Origin of the sequence: Paenarthrobacter aurescens (genome assembly GCF_041549525.1) — a bacterium.
GTDB lineage: Bacteria > Actinomycetota > Actinomycetes > Actinomycetales > Micrococcaceae > Arthrobacter > Arthrobacter aurescens.
In genome coordinates this window covers 3,576,994-3,593,907 of record NZ_CP157456.1, presented here as the reverse complement: position 1 = coordinate 3,593,907, position 16,914 = coordinate 3,576,994, and the positions used below count along the sequence as shown (strand labels likewise).

The window sequence follows — 16,914 nt, the reverse complement described above, 5'->3', positions numbered from 1 at the left end:
CAATAGGTTGGTACTCATAGGCTGCTTTCGGCGATCCCACCAGCGGTGGAACTGTGACCGGTCGTCAGTCCTGGTCGGTTTCCATACTCCGGCTAAGCTGAGGAGCGCCGGTGGGTATGGCAGAAGTATGGCGGCAGGCGCCATCCGCGGAAGGACAATCGAATGGCTCGGCCGACAGTTCAGGACGTCGCCCGAACGGCGGGTGTGTCCGTGGGGACGGTTTCGCGCGTTTTGAACGGGAGCCCTGCTGTCAGTGAGGCGGCCAAGGAAAAGGTCAACGCCGCCATAAAGCAGCTCAGCTATCGTCCTCTGGCCTCGGCGCGAGACCTAAGAAGAGACCGCACAATGCGTGTCCTCGCCCTCGCTAAAAACCTGGACTCGTTGGTGATCAGTGAAGTCTTCCGCGGTGTCGGCGACGCTGCAGCGGACTCGGGGTACGTCAGCCTCATCGCGGCAACCGACGGCGATCTGGATCGCGAGCAGCAGCTCGTGGACATGCTGAGGAACGGCTCCGTGGACGGACTGGTGATCTTCTCACCAACGATGCCGGACGACGACGTAAACACCGTTGCCGAGCAGATGAGCGTCGTCCAGGTCTGTGAAATCGTCGACGCCGAGGCAGCATTCGGGGTGTCGATCGACGACCGCCAGGCCGCCTACGACATCACCAAACACCTGATCAACACCGGTGCTAAGAAGCTGGCCATGCTCGCCCACAGGGGAGCTCGCTCGGGCCGGTTGCGCGAAGAAGGGTTCCGCCAAGCGCTCAAGGAAGCGGGCTTAAAGGAAGACCAAGTCCTGTTCGGCGAAGGCAACTTCGGATTCCATGCTGGCCGTGATCTCACGAAGAAGCTCCTCGAAACAAGGGACCTCCCGGACGCGATCTTCTGCGGAACCGACGTGGTCGCCGCGGGCTGCGTTCGGGAAATCACGGACGCGGGCTTAAGGGTGCCGGAGGACATTGCCGTGGCCGGTTTCGATGACTCGGCCCAGGCGGAAATGTGCGTCCCGGAGCTAACCACGGTCCGCCAGCCGGCGTACGAAATGGGCCTCGTGGCCTTCGCTGAACTCCTCGAACGAATGACCGTCGAGGGCTCACATCGCAAGGGAAGAGCCTTCCTCCCGCACGAACTCGTCATTCGAGACTCCACGAAATAAAGAGGGTTGACAGCCTTCAGTGGTCCCTGTCACACTACTTTGGAATCGATTCCACGGCCGCAAGGCCGATTCTTTTGATCAAGTTTGGAATCGATTCCACGAACCAAAAAGAACAACCGGCAACGAAGCCACCCTCAGCGCGCGGGACAGCCAAATCGCGCACTGAACGCCACCCGCCACAGACCCCAAAGGAGCCACTTGTGGACTTGAACCGACCTGCTCTCCCGCTCCAGAACAAAGCCACCCGAAACCGCAAGGGCCTCGGAGCCGCAACAGCAGTAGCAGCAGCCCTCCTCCTTACCGCGTGCGGCGGGGGAGCAGCACCCCAAGGTGCGGAACAAGCGGCAGCTGCCGATCCGGCGTCGGGAGCTAATGCCAGCGGTTCCGTGAACATCTGCGGCGTCAAGGACGCGAGCGGCATCTACAAGGGCACCGCGGAAGCGTTCACCAAAGCGAACGGCAAGGTCACGGCCAAGTACACGGAGATCGGCGCCACCACGGATGAAGCCCGCACGCAGATTGTGCAGCGGCTCGAGGGCAAGTCCACGGAGTGCGACCTCTTCATCACGGACGTGATCTGGACCTCCGAGTTTGCCTCCCAGGGCTGGCTGCTGGACCAGACCAAACTGGTGGAGGCCAACAAGGATCGGCTCATTCCCTCCACTGTGGAAACCACCAAGTACCAGGACAAGTACTGGGGCTCGCCGTTCTTCACCAACGCCGGATTGATCTACTACCAGAAGGACAAAGTGGCCAAGCCCGAGTCCTGGCAGCAGCTCTACGCGGAAGCCGCCAAGGCTCCCGGCAACGGCTTTGTCTACCAGGGCAAGCAGTACGAGGGCCTCACAGTGAACTTCCTCGAAATGCTCTACAGCGCAGGCGGCGAAGTGCTCAACGAACAGGGCGACGTCAAGATCGACTCCAAGGAAACCCGCGACGTCCTGAACTTCATGAGCGACGGCCTCAAGAACGGCTCAGCCGACCGCGCCGTCCTCACCTACAACGAAGACCCGGCCCGCCTGGCCTACGAGTCCGGAGACTTCGGATACCAGCGCAACTGGCCGCACGTGTACCGGTTGTTGAACGCGACACCGCTGGCGTCCAGCTTCGCGGTCGCGCCGCTGCCGGCGTGGGAAGGCGGCAAGGCCTCCGGCGTGCTGGGCGGCTGGAACCTGGCGATCTCGGCCCACTCCACCAACCAGGCTGGAGCTGTCGCGTTCATCGACTTCGCCACCACCCCGGACTGGCAGAAGCACGTGGCCATGGACTACTCCCAGGCACCCGTAAACGAAGCTGCCTACTCTGACGCCGCGGTGCTCCAGAAGATGCCGTTCGCCACGGAACTCCTCGCCTCAGTGAAGGGTGCCAAGCCGCGCCCGATCTCGCCGGTCTACCCGCAGATCTCGCAGGCGATCTACAAGAACGTCTACGCCGTCCTCTCCGGCACCGCCACCACTGAGGAAGCCGTGCAGAAGATGGCCGAGGAAATCACCACCGCCAAGGCGAGCTTCTAGTCATGGCCATAAAAACAATCCCGCCAAGCCGCGGCCCAGCGAAGTCAAGCGGCCGCGACCGCGCCGAGCGCAAGCTCGCGTTCCGCATGACCGCCCCGTCGCTGGTGATCATGGCCCTGGTTGCGGCGGTCCCCATCGGCTACGCGATCTGGCTCTCCCTGAACCAGTACAGCGTCCGCACCGCCGGCCTGTCCCGCTTTGTCGGACTGGAAAACTACATCAACGCCCTGGCAAGCCAAGAGTGGTGGGCAGCGTTCGGCCAGACCTTCCTCTTCGCGGGTCTCTCCGTCAGCTTGGAACTCATCCTCGGCACGGCCATGGCGTTGCTGCTCAACCTCGCGTTCAAGGGCCGCGCCGTCCTGCGCACAGTGGTTCTGCTGCCGTACGCGATCATCACCGTGGTCAGCGCCATCACCTGGCAAACGATGTTCCAGCCCAACATGGGCCTGGTCACCAACGTTCTCTCCATCTTGGGCCTGCCGGGCGGCGACGTCGTCTGGCTCGGTGAGCACGGCTACGCGATGGCCGTGATCGTCATGGCCGACGTCTGGAAGACCACGCCCTTCGCGGCGCTCATCATCCTGGCCGGCCTGCAGGTCATCTCCGCTGAAACGTACGAGGCCGCGGAGCTCGACGGCGCCAGCAAATGGCAGACCTTCGTGAACATCACCTTGCCGCTGCTGCGCCCGGCGATCGTCCTCGCCGCGATCTTCCGCACCATGGACGCCCTACGCGTCTTCGACCTCCCGTTCGTCCTCACCCGCGGCGCCAACGGCACCGAATCCATGTCCATGCTCGCCTACACGCAACTGCGCGAAAACCGGCTGGTGGGCGAAGGCTCGGCGCTGTCCATCCTGACCTTCCTCACCGTCATGGTGGTCTCGGTCATCTACGTCCGCTTCGCCGGCGGCAACATCCGCGACGTCGCGAAGGAGGAACAATGAGCACACTGATTGCAGAACGCCCGACGCCGGAACTCGCCACTGCGGGCAAGGCACCTAAGCGTCGCTTGCGTGGGGAATCGAAACTGCACCCCCTGGTATGGGTGTTCGTGGTGGCCGTCATGGCTTTCTCGCTCATCCCGTTCTACTGGCTGGTGAACACCTCCCTTAAGAAGGGAGCGAGCCTGTCCCAAGGCGAGCTCTTCCCGAGCCAGCCGACCCTGGAGAACTATCTGGTGGTCTTTCAGAACCTCGAGTTCCTCCTGGCCTTGCGCAACTCGGTGATTATCGCCGTCGTGACTACAACCGTGGCGCTGGTGTTCGCGTCCTTCGCCGCCTATGCGCTGGCCCGGCTGAAGATGCGCCGCAAGGCGATGATCCTGACGCTGATCCTCTCGGTCACCACGTTCCCGGCCATCGCCATCGCGGCCCCGATGTTCTCCATCTGGCGCGAGATCGGCCTGTACGACACTTTGCTGGGCCTCATCATCCCGAAGCTGACATTCGCTTTGCCGTTGGCCATTTACACGCTGACGTCGTTCTTCAAGGAGATCCCGCGTGAGCTGGAGGAATCCGCGTACATGGACGGCGCCACACCGTTTGTCGCCTTCCGCAAGGTGATCCTGCCGCTGGCCGTCCCGGGCTTGGCGACGACCGCGATCCTGGTGTTCATCTCGGTCTGGAACGAATTCCTTCTGGCCGTCACGCTGACTACCTCGCCCGAAGCCCGGCCCGTGCCGGTCGCGATTGCGTTCTTCAGCGGCACCAGCGAGTTCGACCAACCCCTGGGCACCATCAGCGCCGCATCGGTGATCATCACCATCCCGCTGGTGATCCTGGTGCTCGTGTGCCAGAAGCGCATCGTTTCCGGCATGACGGCCGGCGCCGTCAAGGGCTAACCCCAAACCTAGTAAACCCAGAAAGAACAGGAACAACGTGAGAATTCAGCAGCAGGCCTCGTCCGCAACCCTCAAGGTGGGAGTTGTGGGCATCGGTTGGGCCGGCCAGCAGCACCTCAAGGCATACAGCAACATTCCCGGCGTCGAAATTGTGGCCGTCGCAGGCATGGAGGCCGAGCTCCTTGCCCAGCTGAAGGAGGAATACAGCATTCCGCATGCCTTCGCCCGCTGGGAAGACATGATCGAGCTTGAAGGTCTCGACGCCGTCAGCGTCGCCGTGCCCACGTTCCTGCACGCGCCCATTGCCATTGCGTCGCTCGAGCGGGGACTGCACGTGCTGAGCGAAAAGCCGTTGGCGCGCAACGCCGTCGAGGGTCAACAGATGGTGGACGCAGCCCGCAAGGCCGGCCGCGTGCTGGACGTCGCGTTCAATCACCGCCGCCGCGGTGACATTCAGGCGCTGAAGGAAGTGATCGACGCCGGTACGCTGGGTCGCCCGTACTACGCCAAAGCATCCTGGCTCCGCAGGCAGGGCATTCCGATGCTGGGCAGCTGGTTCACCAACCCCGAACTCGCCGGCGGCGGTCCACTGGCTGATATCGGTGTCCACGTGCTGGACTACTCGCTGCACCTCCTCGGCGAGCCGAAAGTCCTGGCCGTCTCCGCGTCCACCCACTCCGAACTTGGCCCGCGCGGCCTCGGCGGCAACGCCCGCTACACAGCCTCGAATTCCAGCCATAAATTTGAAGTGGAAGACTTCGCATCAGCGTTTATCCGTTTGGAAGGCGGCGGTACCTTGATCCTTGAAGCGGGGTGGGCCACGTACCGGGACGAGCGGGACCTCATGGACTTCACCGTTTACGGGACCGACGGCGGAGCGGACTTGCGCTCAGTAGGCGCCTCCGAGAACCCGGTGGCTGATGTTCACGTCTTCACCGAGAAGGACGGCGAAAACGCCGACTTCGAGGTGGTGGCCGAACCCGGGCGAGCCCACCAGTCCGTCGTCGACGATTTCATTGCCGCCGTGCGCGGTGGCGAAACTGTGTGGGGAAGCCATGACGGGTCACTGGCCCTCAGCCGCGCCCTGGTGCTCGACGCCTGCTACAAATCCGCCCTAGAACAACGTGAAGTGGTGCTCTGAAATGTCTGATTCCAAATTGAAGATTGTTGTCTGGAACGAAGCCGTTCACGAGGCCCGCAACGAGCCCGCGACCATCGGCGAGATGTACCCGGAGGGGATCCACGGCGCAATCGCCGCAGGTCTCCGCGGCTTTTACCCGGACTCCGACATCACCACAGCCACCTTGGCCGACCCGGAGCATGGACTTTCCGAGGAGGTCCTGGCGCAAACCGACGTACTGCTCTGGTGGGGGCACATTGCTCACGAGGAGGTCTCCGACGAAGTAGTGGAGCGCGTGCAGCGCCACGTCCTCGGCGGCATGGGCTTGGTGGTGCTGCACTCCGGGCACTTCGCCAAGATTTTCACTCGATTGTTGGGCACCACGTGCTCGCTGAAGTGGCGCAATGAAGGCGAACGCGAACTCGTGTGGACGGTGAAGCCTTCACACCCGATCGCGGCTGGAATTGAGAGCCCAATCGTCATTCCGCAGCAGGAAATGTACGGCGAACTGTTCGACATCCCGGAACCCGACGACCTGATCTTCATCAGCTCATTCACCGGGGGAGAGGTGTTCCGCTCCGGCGTGACGTTCTCCCGCGGCAAGGGCCGGATCTTCTACTTCAGCCCCGGCGACCAGGAATACCCGGTGTACCACCAGCCGCAGATCCAGAAAGTCATCGCCAACGGTGTGGGTTGGGTTGCTCAGCCCGGCGTTTTCCGTGATGCTCCGGAGGTGTCCAACCCGGCGCGGGGGTGGTTCGAGGGTTAGCCCGTCCAGGGTGTCCCGAGCCTGATGCTGTGTTCTAGGCCTGCTAGATGATGGAGAGTCCATCGCGATACGAGGTGACTGCGAACTCCGGGAATCGCGAGCTGAACTTCGTGGAGTCGAAGCGGTTGTGGTGCTCGTAGCGCGGCAGAAGTTCCCGCAGTTCCCGTACCTGCGCAGAGAATAGCCCGGCCGCGCTGAGGACCCATCGGGGAACAACCGTGTAGCCGGGCTCCTGGCCGAACGCTTCGCTGGCCATGGTGGCGAATTCCCGGTAAGTCAGCCGTTCTTCAGCCACCGGAAGATGCCACGTCTGGCCATACGCGTCCGGTGTGTTGCCCAACAGGGCCAGGGCACGGCTGGCGTCCGGGGTCCAAATGAGTGTGCGGAGTCGGTCATCGCGTACCGGGACGCGGGGCTTCTTGCCCGCCTTAAGTGGCTCGATGATCAGGGTGTTGGTGAAACTCTGCGTCCTCCCCGGCCCGTAGAACTCCGGAGCCCGGGCGATGAGCACCTGAATGTCACCCCGCGCCATCTCTTCCAGCACCATGGTGGCCATCTCGGCGCGGACCTTGCCTTTTCTTCCGTTGGAAGCGAACGGTGTCTCTTCAGTCTGGATGCGATCGTCCTGGGGATACATATAGGTGTTGTCGAAGTAGACGAATTTGGCCCCGGCCTGACGCGTCGCATCCAGCGCGTTCCGGAGCATCGTAGGGAACTGCGCCTCCCATAGTTCAGTCTTCGCCGGCAGCCCCGCGGTGAAATACACAACGTCGCTGCCCTCAACAGCGGCAGCCGCCTGCCCGGCGTCGAGCAGGTCCGCACTTATGACGACGTCGGACTCGCTCACCTTGCGTGGGTTGCGGCTCACCAGCCGGAGATCGGAGGTGTATGAGCGGTGTAGCTCGCGGGCTAATTCCACGGCGATCTGGCCATTGGCGCCGAGTATGGTCTGCATTTCAACCTTTGCTTTAGCGGGTGACATTGGATTCGCAATGCGATATGTTTGCACTGCTTACATCAGCGTAGGAGGCGAAGTTAGCAGTGTCAACATCCAGCAAGCCGTATCACCATGGGGACCTTCGGGCCACCCTGCTCGCTGCGGCGATTGAGAGCCTGGAAGCGGGCGAGCCATTCTCGTTGCGGGCTGTTGCCCGACGCGCGGGCGTGTCACCCACCGCGCCATACCGGCACTTCGCGGACCGGGAAGCGCTGGACAGTGCGGTGGCGATCGAGGGATTCCGCGACCTGAGAGCGGACCTCCAGGCGGCGTTGGCGGGCTTGAAAGGCTCGGCGGAGCTTGCTGGGTCCGATGAATCCGCGGCGCCCGAAGACGTGATTACGGCACTCGGAGTGGCCTACGTTGGGTTCGCTCTGAGACGACCCGCCGTGTTCCGGTTGATGTTCGGCAACGAATGCGACGAGGAGGACAGCGAACGCGTGCACGCCTCGGAGCAGCTTCACCATATGTTGAACCAAGCGATAGGGAGCCTTTTCCCGGACGCGAACAACTCCAACTTATCCATCGCGCTGTGGAGCGTGGCGCACGGGCTGGCGTTCCTCCACCTCGACGGCAAGTTACGGCCTCAAACCAGCGACGACGTTGCAGCCCGCGTGAAGTCCGCGGTTGGGGCGCTCTTCGCACTGAACAACAACAAATCGGGCGGCTAGTCCCGATCCGGCCACCACCCTCAGGAGAACGAGCATGACAAAACGCATCCTTCACGTCGTCACCAATGTCAGCCACTACGAGGACCCTTCACACCAGACCGGACTATGGTTGTCCGAGCTGGTTCACGCCTGGGAAGTGTTCCAGGAGCGTGGCTTCGAACAGGACATTGTCAGCCCGCAAGGCGGACGGGCCCCGTTGGAACCGCGCTCACTAAAATTCCCCAGCTACGACAAAGCGGCCAAATCGTGGCACAACAACCCAGTGCGAATGGCCCTGCTCGAAAACACCGCTTCTCCGGGAAGCATCAACTCGGCCGACTACGACGCCATCTACTTCACCGGCGGCCATGCGGTGATGTACGACTTCCCTGACAGCGAAGGATTGCAGAGGATCACCCGCGAAATCTGGGAACGAGGCGGCATTGTGTCCTCGGTCTGCCATGGGTACTGCGGCCTTCTGAACACCAGGCTTTCGGACGGCAGCCTCCTGGTTAAGGACCGCAAGGTGACCGGCTTCGCGTGGCAGGAAGAAGTATTGGCGCGCGTCGACAAGCTGGTGCCTTACAACGCGGAGGAAGAGATGAAAGGCCGCGGAGCACTCTATGAGAAAGCCCTGCTCCCGTTCGTCTCCTACGCCATTGCGGACGGAAACCTGGTCACCGGCCAGAATCCGGGATCAGCCAAGGCAACTGCCCAGAAGGTCGCGGCACTTCTCTAGAGCATTAGCCACTTCCGCCGGTGAATGCTCTGTTCCACACTGGACTTATCCGGAGCCGGATCATCCCAAATTGCCGAATCGAGGAAGGCAATGCAGAAGGCGCGTGTGGCGGCAGTGCTGACCTGGATCTACTCTGCTGCGTTCGGAATTCCAGCGATCCCCGTCAGCATCCATCTCCTGCAAAACGGGTACCTGCCGATGTTCATGGACCTGTTCCCGATGTACGCGGGGCCATGGGACGGACTGCGAAGCTGGGCCTTCGTGTCGCTGCTCATGGTGTTTCTCGTTGTAATTCTTTTAGCGGCGTGGGCGGCTTGGCTCGCGTGGAAGGGGCGCAGGTCGGGGTTGATACTCGGGTTGGCCCTTCTCCCTGTGGAAGCAGTGTTTTGGTTGGGTTTCGATTTACCGTTCCCGTGGTTATTCGGCGTGGCCCGCGGTCTTCTGTACGCCCTCGCCTTGATGTCCCTGCGTCAACGTCCGGAGGGCGGAATGGCTGGAGGACTCTCGGGCTGATGATGACGCCGCAATGTCAATCCCTGTGATCCGGCAACATTGCTGGTTGGCTAGGCAGCATGGAACAACGCTTTGTGCGCTACCAGTCGACCACCCCTGACGCCAAAGGGCGACACCTTGGGATCTTCGCCCTCGCGAACCGATTGGCAAAGGAGGGCAGCCTCAGCCCCGAAGATTGGCGTCAATGGCGTAGCGCCAACGACTTCTATGGCGAGGCTTATGTAACTCCTGGAGCGTCATTCTACGCAGCTCCGGGCGCACAGGCGTGGTTCAAACTCACAGCCGCCCACTTGGTAGGCAGAATTGATTTCTATACCGATCTCCTGCGCCGGCATGACGTTCCCTGCAGTGCGGTCTACTCAAGCGATCCGGGCGTGGTTCTTTATGAGGACGACGTTCAAGTTGTGGTGGTCCCGTACAAAAGGTGTGCCTATGAATCCGACTAATACCTTGGCGCTTGGAATTAACCTGGCCTCCGAATCTGCGGGAAAGGCGCCGTCATTTGGACAGAACCGACGACGTTGCCTCTACAGACTGAGGAAGAAGAACGGTTCGCTGCGTGGCTCACTGCACCGCCTAACGAATAAGCACACATAGTCGCTCGCATATACTCTGGAAACCTTGCGGCTCAGCCGTCTCCACATGCTACTGAAGATTGAGGGAAGCGAAGATGGTCCATCCTGTCGCCCACAGGACAGCAGGCAGCGTCCCAAAGGTCCTTCGAACATCAAGTTACCTCTGGCTGGCAAGCGCGATCCTAGCTTGCATTCAGCCAGTCGTCTTGATTGTCACGCGGGAGGCAAGCATCGTATTGTTCCTTGGCGGTCTGATCCTCCTTCTATTCACGGTTATTCAGATCCGGGCAGCATTGGGACTTCTTCGAGGTCAACGCTGGGCGAGGGTAGTTCTTTCCATCTTGGCTGTTTTGGCTCTCGGTGGAGTTTTCAATGTCGTCCTGACGCCCCTAACAGTAGGGGTCCTGATCTTGACGTTTGCCGGTTCCGTGCTGATGTGGATGCCAGCATCTATTAGATACTTCCGACAGTTTGGCCCCTCCCGTGGCCAAGACGCAGTTCGCGAGTCCCAGCTCTAGAACTCGCAGAGGGTGTTTACAACCGCTACTGTCCGCAAGCCATCCTTTACCGGACACAGTATTGCCAGCTTTGATTAGCAGTGAAAGGGGTGAGCATGACACGTGATTCGTGGGAGTGCGCTGAGTTGTCGGAAGCTCCTCAGGACTGGATACTTGCGACCGAGAACGGCTGGGGCGCTTTGGTGATCTGGGCTGCTGGCCCCAGCAACGTTGCGAGGGTACACCGAGCATCGCCTGACCGTTTTGGTTTGATTGTCCATCGCCTACCAGGGGGTGCAGAACAAAGACAGCCGTTCAGGCTGACTGAAGCCGACCAGGCATCTGTCGACGATGACATTGATATCTATCTGGCCGAGGCGGGTATCCCGCCGAGACCCCGCGGATTCGATTGGTTCATTCGACGCCCGCCCAATGACGACCTGGACGACGAGACATTCTGGGGTCTCGTTTGGACGGCCACTACCGCCAGACTTCCTGGCGATGGATTGCGTCCGTCGACGATGGCAGGTCCCGCAAACGAGGCCATGGCTAGCCTTTACCGCGATTGAGTCTTAGGGCTCCCGATACATTCGACCCCGTTCTAGTGCAAGACGACGTAGAAAACGATCACGAGCAGGGGAAAGAGTGCTTGGCCGATAGCGCTGAACAGAAGCCGCTTCTCCGTGACCCATAGCCAGAAACCAAGGAAGACGTGGCAGGCGCAGCAGAAGATGACTATAGCCGTCCCGCTCGCAGGGGTGCCGGAGAAGTTCACCAGCCACAGGCCCACTGCGATTCCAATGCCAAAGGTTATGTTGTAGGCGCCAACGTTCATGGCCCACATCCGCACTGCCCGCACGTCGTCGGGTCGGATCAGAAAGATCCGGTGAAAGCGTTGATCGCCATGGAAGAAGATCTCCAGGACGCCAACGCTTATTAGCGCAAGGCCGGTGGCCCCCGCGAGTACTTGGCTCAGCAAATTCATGCCGTGCTCCTAGCGAACCTGCAGTACCTATTACTTGTGTGTGCAGGTTAGCTTTAGCAGCGACCACCTTCAAGGGGTGGACTGCAAACGCGGTCCGTTACCGTGCCCACCTGCCTCCAACCCCGCCCCCACGGCGGCCACAAACGCGTCTGTTTCAGCTGATCGCCTACTCTTCAACCACAAGGCCGACGTCCGCCAAGCCAACGGATCACCAACTAACGGCCGCCACACAATCCCCGAAGGCAACGGTGTCCACGGCTCCTCATTGAAGTGAACCCCGCGGCCGGCCATGATCAGCCCGTGCGTGAAGTGCTGATTCCTTGCGTGCACAATCGCCGCGGGCAAGTACCCGGCGTCGCGGCACGTGTGCAGGAACGAGTCGTACAGGGTCGGTGCCATGTGACGCGGGAAGATAATCAACGGACTCCCGGCCAGGTCACCCAGCCGCACGGCCTCCAATGAAGCCAGCGGATGAGATGCATTCAGCACCACCCCCAGAGCCCGGGAGTACAACGGCCCCGACTCGAAACCGACACTGCTCAAAGGGTGACGGACCACCGCAACGTCCAGTTCGCCGTCGCGTAGTCGCTCAACCTGCTCAACGGTGGTGAGCTCGTGCAGGTTGAGTAGAACATCAGGGGCAAGCGAGCTGAACGATGAAACCATCGTGGACAGGGCAACCGGGTTCGTGTCCGGCGGTACCGCCACGTGCAGGATGCCCGAAGCGCCGGGCCGGATCCGCCGCATCGACTCCTGCGCCATGGCCACGTGATCCAGCACCCCACGCGCGTGCTCCAGCAGCAACGCTCCGGCTTCGGACAGCTCCACGCCGGTGCGCCGACGATGAAACAGCAGGACGCCGAGCTCTTTTTCCAAGTCCTTGATGCGCTGTGAAAGAGGCGGCTGGGCCATGTGCAAACGCTGCGCCGCACGCCCGAAATGCAGCTCCTCGGAGAGCACCACGAAGTACTTGAGATGGTGAAGGTCCATCGCGGCACCATATCAGTTTGGTATCAAGCCGAGTAGATATTGATGTTAGACGGGTCACATTCGCTGATGGTCAGATGGGAATCAAGAAGCCCCAACGAGCCAAAGGAAACTCCCCAATGTCCCAGGACGTCCTCTTCGAACAAACCGGCCCCACCGCCATCATCACCCTCAACCGCCCGGACAAGCTCAACGCCTGGACCGAGGCGATGCGCAGCGAACTCATCCACTATCTGGAAGGCCTCAAGGGCAACGACGAAGTCCGCACGGTCATCCTCACCGGCAGCGGCCGCGCGTTCTGCGCCGGACAGGACCTGGCCGAGACCGCGTCCATGAACCCCGAGGATCACGAGTCAGCGGAAGCCTGGATCGACGGATTCGACCGCCTCTACCGGGCAGTCCGCGACCTGGACCAAATCACCATCGCCGCGGTCAACGGCGTTGCCGCCGGCTCCGGTTTCCAGTACTCACTGCTCGCGGACCTCCGCGTCGGCGACTCCAAAGTCCGCATGGGCCAACCCGAAGTCCTCTCCGGCATCCCCAGCATCACGGGCATATGGGCCATGTGGAGCATCCTCGGCAAGTCCAAGACCTCCCAGTTCGTCCTCACCGGCGAGCTCGTGGACGCTGCCGAAGCTCAGCGGCTCGGCCTCCTTAATTACTTGACGGACGACGGCGGCGTGCTGGCTTACGCGAAGGAACTCGCCTCGCGCTTGAGCCTCCTTCCTCCGGGTGCGGTCCGCTTGACCAAGAACCGGCTACGAAGCCTGGAAGACGACGAACTCACTGATGCCATGGCAGAAGCCAAGCGCGTCCACCGAGAGGCCTACGGTACCGGCGAACCGCAGCGCGAGATGGCCCGCTTCCTCGCCGGCCGCCGCTAACCCGCGAAGCAGAAGCAGGAGGCAAAACCATGACAACCACAGCAACCCAAGACCGCTATACCGAACTGCTGAACAGCCACCGCTGGGAGGTGCCTGAGCTCTACAACATGGCCGTCGACGTCGCCGACCGGCACCCAAGAGACAAGCGCGCGCTCATCCTGGAGTCCGCCGTCGAAGGTCAACGCGACGTGAGCTGGGGCGAAATCCAGGACCGCTCCCGGCAAATCGCTGCCACCCTGCAAAAAGCCGGCATCAAGAAGGGCGACCGCGTCGCCGTCCTCCTCCCTCAGCGTTCCGACACTCCGGCCGCGTACCTCGGTGTGCTCCGGACCGGCGCCATCCTTGTGACGATGTCCCTGCTCTGGGCGGCTGAGCCGATCCGTTTCCGGCTGGAAGACAGCGGCGCGTCAGCGATCATCGCCGAGGAGTCCGCGAAGCACCTCTTCGGGGACTACGAAGGCACGTTCATTGACATCGACGGGCCTGCCATCAAGGAAGCGGACACCGAATTCAAGGACGTCGAAACCAAGGCCGACGACCCCGCCCTCATCTTCTACACCTCGGGCACCACCGGCCGGGCGAAGGGGATCGTCCACGCGCACCGGACGCTACTGGGCCACAACGAGTTCAAGTATTGCCACCAGATCGGCGACGGCGATGTCTTCTATGGAGCAGGGGATTGGGCATGGTCGTTGGCCAAGCTCATGGGCCCGCTCCGGCTTGGTGCAACGCACTTGGTTTTCAGGCCCAGCGGCGGCTTCGATCCCGCAGCCCTGCTGGACTCCATGAGCCGCCACCGCGTCACCAGCGCGCTGGTCAACCCGACGTTCCTGCGGAAGATGCGCGAAGATGTGCCCGACGCCGGTGCTCGCTTCCCGCTGTCCCTGCGGACGGTTTGCTCGTCCAATGAGCCGCTAACGCCGGACCTGATCACTTGGTTCGAGGGGCAGTACGGGGTGACGCTGCTGGATTACTACGGTTCCACGGAGTCCTACCCGCTGCTGGGCAACTACCCGGATGTGCCGGTGAAGCCCGGGTCCATGGGGCGTCCACTTCCTGGATGGGAAGTCCGACTGCTGGACGAAAACGAACAGGAAGTTCCCACCGGCGAGACCGGCGAGATCTGCCTCCGTGCGCGATCCAACCCTCAATTTCCCTTGGGATACTGGAACATGCCGGAGGCGTCCGCAACCGCATTCGGGGGCGGCTGGTACCACACCAAGGACCAGGCCTACGCGGACGACGACGGCTATGTCTGGTTCCTGGGGAGGACCGACGACGTCATCAAAACGTCCGGATACCGGGTTGGACCCTACGAGCTGGAGGCAGTCATCCGCGAACTCGATCCCGTGCGGGACGTGTCCGTCACCGGTGTGCCGGACGAGCTTCGCGGCCAGTCCATCAAAGCCTGGATAGAACTGATGCCCGGTCACCCTGGGGGAGCGGAACTGAGCGAAGCCATCGTGGCCCACGTGAAGGAGAACTTCTCCCGCTTCGCGTATCCCCGATTTATTGAATACGTCTCCGCGCTGCCGAAATCGGCCACCGGAAAAGTCCAGCGGGCCCAGCTCCGCGAACTCCCACACGTTGTAGCCTCTCCCCGCCTCGAAGGACAACAATCATGAATACGATGACCCAGAAAGTTGCTGACACCGAGTCTTCTCCGCGCCGGAGCCTGAAGCGCGTCGCCGCGGCAGCCGCCGTCGGAAATTTCGTTGAATGGTTCGACTCCGCGGCCTATGCGGTCATGTCCGTCACCATCGCGAAGCTCTTCTTCCCGGATTACTCCACGACGGCGTCCCTTCTGGCCGTGTGGGCGATCTTCGCCGGCGGCTTCATCGCCAGGCCGCTGGGGGCGGCTTTCTTTGGACGCTACGGTGACCGGATCGGCCGTAACAAGATGCTCGGCCTGTGTGTGCTGATCATGAGCGCGGCGACATTCTGCATAGGTATCCTGCCGACGTTCGCGGTGATCGGCATTTGGGCACCCATCCTGCTGTTCGTGTTCCGTGCAGTCCAGGGCTTTACCACTGGTGGCGAGTACACGGGTTCGTCCGCATTCATCGTGGAGTACGCTCCGGAAGGTAAGCGGGCCACGTACGCCAGCATCATCCCGGCCACTGTTGGCCTGGCTTCGGTTGCAGGTGCTTTGCTGGGTGCTGCGATCACCGCGACATTGAGTCCTGCCGATTTGCAGGCCTGGGGCTGGCGAATCCCGTTCCTGCTCGCGGCGCCCCTGGGTCTGATCGGACTGTATATACGGTCAAAGGTTGACGACACCCCGGTGTTCCGTGGCCTTGAGAATAAGGGCGAAGTGGCCAAGCGGCCCTTGGGCGACGCCATCCGCATGTGCTCGCGACAGATCTTTACGCTCTTCGGTTACAGCATCACCAACGCCATCGCTTACTACCTGATGAGCAGTTACATGATCGCGTACATGACCTCGAGCCTTGGATACACGTCGGCGGAGTCAATGATCACCAGTGTGATCACCATGCTGGTGTACACGGCAGTCTGTCCTCTGGCCGCTCGCGCCAGTGACAGGTACGGCCGCAAACGAATGCTGCTGGTGGCGTGTGTTGGCTTCGTTGTGATGACTATCCCGGCGTTCTCGATCATGCCGTTGGGTCTCGGTTTCGCGATCCTGGGGACGAGCGTCTTGGGTGCATTGGTGGCCGTGATCGGTACATCCAACGTGCCGGCTCTGGTGGAGATGTTCCCGTCGTCGGTTCGGGCCTCCGGCTCAGCCATTGGTTACACGTTGGCCTACGTGCTGTTTGGTGGAACCGCTCCCTTTGTTGCCACCGGTTTGGTAGCGGGCTTCGGCTCGCCGTTGGCCCCGGCCTTCTACCTGATGGGCATGGCACTGGTGTCGGCCGTTGTGGTGGTCCTGTTCTTCCGGGAGACCAAGGACCTGTCGCTGTCGCGGACCACGGTTCTGTAGAGGCGTCTAGCTTTCAAAGGGGTTGGGTAGGGCGCAGGTCAGCGCCCGTCCAACCTCTTTGCTGTGCCCCGGACCCGGGGGCTGAGCCAAGCCCCAAAGCAAAGTCCTCAACCCGGGCGAACACATCAGCCTGAGCCTGCTGGGAAGCCCTCCAATCGTCCGGTATCTGCAAGGAGTGATCCGCGCCCGGTACTTCGACGAAGGTCCCGGCCAACTCCGATCTACGGCCTCCGTCCCAAAGTTTGTCCTGTGAACCGCCAACAAAGAGGTCATCCTTCGACGACGCACTGATGCTGTGCCGGACCTTCTCATCTGTGAGCAGTGGTGTCAGCCAGATCCCTGGGATGTGGGCTTCCTCGGCCCAAGGGATACTCAAGGTGCTGAATGACTTGGCCACAATCAACCGTTGCTCCGCATCGGGTGCGGCAGCGAACGCCGTCTGGGCGGCATGAGCCGCAAACTCATGAGGGGCAGTACCTGGTGAATCGTCTGGAGTCCACCGGACAGCCTGAACATGCCAGCCCAAGGATCCCAGCATTTCACCAACCCAGAAGAGGACCGGTCCCTCCACCGGATATCCGGAACCGGGAAGAAGAACAGCCACCTTGGTTTTACCCGGGTCGTCCTGAGAGGTTTTTGCCCACGTGAATGATTCCATATGGCATGCTACTGGGCGCTTGGTGCGTGCGCCGGAAAAGAAGGCGGAGAGCCAGCACCTAGTCCGCCTCCAACCACCCACTAG

18 protein-coding genes are annotated in these 16,914 nt (G+C 61.6%); 14 read left to right on the top strand and 4 right to left on the bottom strand.

Going from position 1 to position 16,914, the window contains the following annotated elements; genetic code table 11:
* Nucleotides 1–162 precede the first annotated feature (162 nt).
* From ABI796_RS16665 to ABI796_RS16640, 6 genes are all read left to right on the top strand, one after another.
* Nucleotides 163–1,158: a LacI family DNA-binding transcriptional regulator gene (locus ABI796_RS16665; protein WP_141280808.1), complete on the top strand. Its 996-nt coding sequence runs from the start codon at nt 163–165 to the stop codon at nt 1,156–1,158.
* Between the two features lie 200 nt (nt 1,159–1,358).
* A complete protein-coding gene (locus ABI796_RS16660; protein ID WP_141280810.1) occupies nt 1,359–2,672 on the top strand; it encodes an ABC transporter substrate-binding protein in 1,314 nt (437 codons plus the stop codon).
* Between the two features lie 2 nt (nt 2,673–2,674).
* Nucleotides 2,675–3,616, top strand: coding sequence for a carbohydrate ABC transporter permease (locus ABI796_RS16655; protein ID WP_141280812.1), 942 nt, complete (start codon nt 2,675–2,677; stop codon nt 3,614–3,616).
* Nucleotides 3,613–4,512 (top strand): carbohydrate ABC transporter permease, encoded by a 900-nt coding sequence (locus ABI796_RS16650; protein WP_141280814.1) that lies wholly within the window; start codon nt 3,613–3,615, stop codon nt 4,510–4,512. Before ABI796_RS16655 ends, ABI796_RS16650 begins: the two co-directional genes overlap by 4 nt.
* A gap of 37 nt (nt 4,513–4,549) precedes the next feature.
* The gene (locus ABI796_RS16645; protein WP_141280816.1) at nt 4,550–5,653 is read left to right on the top strand and encodes a Gfo/Idh/MocA family protein; all 1,104 of its coding nucleotides are present in this window, start codon (nt 4,550–4,552) and stop codon (nt 5,651–5,653) included.
* Between the two features lies 1 nt (nt 5,654).
* Nucleotides 5,655–6,401 carry a ThuA domain-containing protein gene (locus ABI796_RS16640; protein WP_141280818.1) on the top strand — a complete coding sequence of 249 codons (747 nt, stop codon included), beginning with the start codon at nt 5,655–5,657 and terminating at the stop codon, nt 6,399–6,401.
* A 43-nt stretch (nt 6,402–6,444) separates the two neighbouring features.
* On the opposite strand, the gene ABI796_RS16635 is transcribed toward ABI796_RS16640, so the two are convergent.
* On the bottom strand, nt 6,445–7,356 hold the full coding sequence (locus ABI796_RS16635) for an NAD-dependent epimerase/dehydratase family protein (RefSeq protein WP_141280820.1): 912 nt from the start codon (nt 7,354–7,356) through the stop codon (nt 6,445–6,447).
* An 86-nt stretch (nt 7,357–7,442) separates the two neighbouring features.
* Between ABI796_RS16635 and ABI796_RS16630 the strand changes: the two genes are divergently transcribed.
* The 5 genes from ABI796_RS16630 (at nt 7,443) to ABI796_RS16610 (ending at nt 10,941) form a co-directional block, all read left to right on the top strand.
* Nucleotides 7,443–8,069, top strand: coding sequence for a TetR/AcrR family transcriptional regulator (locus tag ABI796_RS16630; protein WP_141280822.1), 627 nt, complete (start codon nt 7,443–7,445; stop codon nt 8,067–8,069).
* A 34-nt stretch (nt 8,070–8,103) separates the two neighbouring features.
* Nucleotides 8,104–8,787 (top strand): type 1 glutamine amidotransferase domain-containing protein, encoded by a 684-nt coding sequence (locus ABI796_RS16625; RefSeq protein ID WP_141280824.1) that lies wholly within the window; start codon nt 8,104–8,106, stop codon nt 8,785–8,787.
* A 90-nt stretch (nt 8,788–8,877) separates the two neighbouring features.
* On the top strand, nt 8,878–9,300 hold the full coding sequence (locus ABI796_RS16620) for a hypothetical protein (RefSeq protein WP_141280826.1): 423 nt from the start codon (nt 8,878–8,880) through the stop codon (nt 9,298–9,300).
* A gap of 59 nt (nt 9,301–9,359) precedes the next feature.
* Entirely contained in the window at nt 9,360–9,746 is a 387-nt protein-coding gene (locus tag ABI796_RS16615) for a hypothetical protein (RefSeq protein ID WP_170224843.1), read from the top strand.
* A 742-nt stretch (nt 9,747–10,488) separates the two neighbouring features.
* The gene (locus ABI796_RS16610; protein ID WP_141280828.1) at nt 10,489–10,941 is read left to right on the top strand and encodes a DUF5956 family protein; all 453 of its coding nucleotides are present in this window, start codon (nt 10,489–10,491) and stop codon (nt 10,939–10,941) included.
* A gap of 32 nt (nt 10,942–10,973) precedes the next feature.
* Here the strand turns inward: ABI796_RS16610 and ABI796_RS16605 are convergent, their stop codons facing one another.
* Both ABI796_RS16605 and ABI796_RS16600 read right to left on the bottom strand, forming a co-directional pair.
* Nucleotides 10,974–11,357, bottom strand: coding sequence for a DUF1304 family protein (locus tag ABI796_RS16605; protein WP_141280830.1), 384 nt, complete (start codon nt 11,355–11,357; stop codon nt 10,974–10,976).
* 69 nt (nt 11,358–11,426) lie between these two features.
* On the bottom strand, nt 11,427–12,347 hold the full coding sequence (locus ABI796_RS16600) for a LysR substrate-binding domain-containing protein (RefSeq protein WP_141280832.1): 921 nt from the start codon (nt 12,345–12,347) through the stop codon (nt 11,427–11,429).
* A gap of 116 nt (nt 12,348–12,463) precedes the next feature.
* Here ABI796_RS16600 and ABI796_RS16595 point away from each other — a divergent pair, with 116 nt between their 5' ends.
* Genes ABI796_RS16595 through ABI796_RS16585 form a run of 3 tightly spaced genes read left to right on the top strand, consistent with a single transcriptional unit; the run spans nt 12,464 to nt 16,172 of the window.
* On the top strand, nt 12,464–13,228 hold the full coding sequence (locus ABI796_RS16595; RefSeq protein ID WP_141280834.1) for an enoyl-CoA hydratase/isomerase family protein: 765 nt from the start codon (nt 12,464–12,466) through the stop codon (nt 13,226–13,228).
* A gap of 29 nt (nt 13,229–13,257) precedes the next feature.
* Nucleotides 13,258–14,853 (top strand): acyl-CoA synthetase, encoded by a 1,596-nt coding sequence (locus tag ABI796_RS16590; protein ID WP_141280836.1) that lies wholly within the window; start codon nt 13,258–13,260, stop codon nt 14,851–14,853.
* The gene (locus ABI796_RS16585; RefSeq protein WP_141280838.1) at nt 14,850–16,172 is read left to right on the top strand and encodes an MFS transporter; all 1,323 of its coding nucleotides are present in this window, start codon (nt 14,850–14,852) and stop codon (nt 16,170–16,172) included. The genes ABI796_RS16590 and ABI796_RS16585 overlap by 4 nt, the downstream gene beginning before the upstream one ends.
* A 13-nt stretch (nt 16,173–16,185) precedes the next feature.
* On the opposite strand, the gene ABI796_RS16580 is transcribed toward ABI796_RS16585, so the two are convergent.
* A complete protein-coding gene (locus tag ABI796_RS16580; RefSeq protein WP_246095640.1) occupies nt 16,186–16,830 on the bottom strand; it encodes a hypothetical protein in 645 nt (214 codons plus the stop codon).
* Nucleotides 16,831–16,914: the final 84 nt, after the last annotated feature.